Source organism: Pseudomonas sp. CM25 (genome assembly GCF_013179705.1).
In the GTDB taxonomy this organism is placed as follows: Bacteria; Pseudomonadota; Gammaproteobacteria; order Pseudomonadales; family Pseudomonadaceae; genus Aquipseudomonas.
This window is the reverse complement of sequence record NZ_JABMCW010000646.1, coordinates 1-1,282: the sequence shown is the minus strand read 5'-3', so window position 1 is coordinate 1,282 and position 1,282 is coordinate 1. Positions and strand designations below refer to the sequence as shown.

Genomic DNA, 1,282 nt, shown 5'->3' with positions numbered 1-1,282 from the left:
TGCTTCCACAGCTGAAAGGCTGCAAAACTGGAGCCGTCTGCCGCAATGGCTGCCTGCACGGCGTCTTCGTCCACCGGGTTTTCGGTGCCATCCTCGTAGCCGGTCAGGTCATGGCCGCCACGGTGCAGGAAGGCATCAACACTGTCGGCCAGGCGCAGGGCCGGCGCCAGCAGCTGTTCCAGGGCCTGGGCACGCAGCAACAGATCGCCGCGCTCGTTGCCGCGCAGCCACAACCACAAGGCGTGCTGAGTGCTCGGGTTTTCCACGGCGGCATCCAGCTGCGGAAACGCACGCAGGCCCGGCACTTCGCGGCCCATGGCCTTGGCCAGCGGTGCTCCGACGCCCAGGATCAGCTGTACGCCATCGATCTGCGGCAGCAAGGCATCGAGAGCGGCAGGCAACGCCTCGGGCGACTGCAGGGTGAAGAACAGGTGACGGGCGTGCGCCGGCACCGGAGTGGCAAGCAGACCTTGCTGGAACGGCATGAAAGGCTAATCCTCGGTAAAAGCGGGAATGCTACTGTGCCTGCAGGCCTGCTGCAATGCGGCATGCGGGCGCGATGGCCGGTTTGCCGGTAACAAACAGTTACCAAGAGCTGGCTCTTTGCAATTAGCTATCAATCGAGGCCGTCCTACACTCGTCGGGATCCTTCGCCCAAGAGACACGCCCATGACCGCCTCGCCCTTGCTTACCGCGTTCCTGCCGCTTGCCCTGGGCATCATCATGCTCGGCCTTGGGTTGTCGCTGACCCTGGCCGACTTCGCCCGGGTGGTGAAGTATCCCAAGCCGGTGGTGATCGGCCTGGCCTGCCAGATTCTGCTGTTGCCGCTGGTATGCTTCCTGATCGCCAATGGCTTTGGCCTGGAATCGGCGCTGGCGGTGGGGCTGATGCTGCTGGCAGCATCACCGGGTGGCACCACGGCCAACCTGTTCAGCCACCTGGCCCATGGCGACGTGGCGCTGAACATCACCCTGACGGCCGTCAACTCGCTGATTGCGATCCTGACCATGCCGTTGCTGGTGAACCTGTCGCTGGGCTGGTTCATGGCATCGGACCAGGCCATCCCGTTGCAGTTTGGCAAGGTCATGCAGGTGTTTGCCATTGTCTTGCTGCCGGTGGCCCTGGGTATGCTGATTCGGCGTTTCGCCCCCGGCTTTGCGGGGCGCATGGAGAAACCGATGAAGCTGGTGGCGGCGCTGTTCCTGGCGTTCACCATTGTGCTGGCCCTGACCAAGGACTGGCAGACCGTGGCCGAGTACGCGCCGGTGGTGGGGCTGGCGG

Annotated in this window: 1 protein-coding gene and 1 pseudogene; one reads left to right on the top strand and one right to left on the bottom strand. The window is 64.1% G+C overall.

Going from position 1 to position 1,282, the window contains the following annotated elements; genetic code table 11:
• Positions 1–485 (bottom strand): annotated as a pseudogene (locus HP546_RS30350) (Dyp-type peroxidase domain-containing protein); the annotation flags it as partial.
• Between the two features lie 184 nt (positions 486–669).
• Here HP546_RS30350 and HP546_RS30345 point away from each other — a divergent pair.
• A partial coding sequence (locus HP546_RS30345; RefSeq protein WP_172233584.1) for a bile acid:sodium symporter family protein occupies positions 670–1,282 on the top strand: 613 nt, incomplete at its 3' end.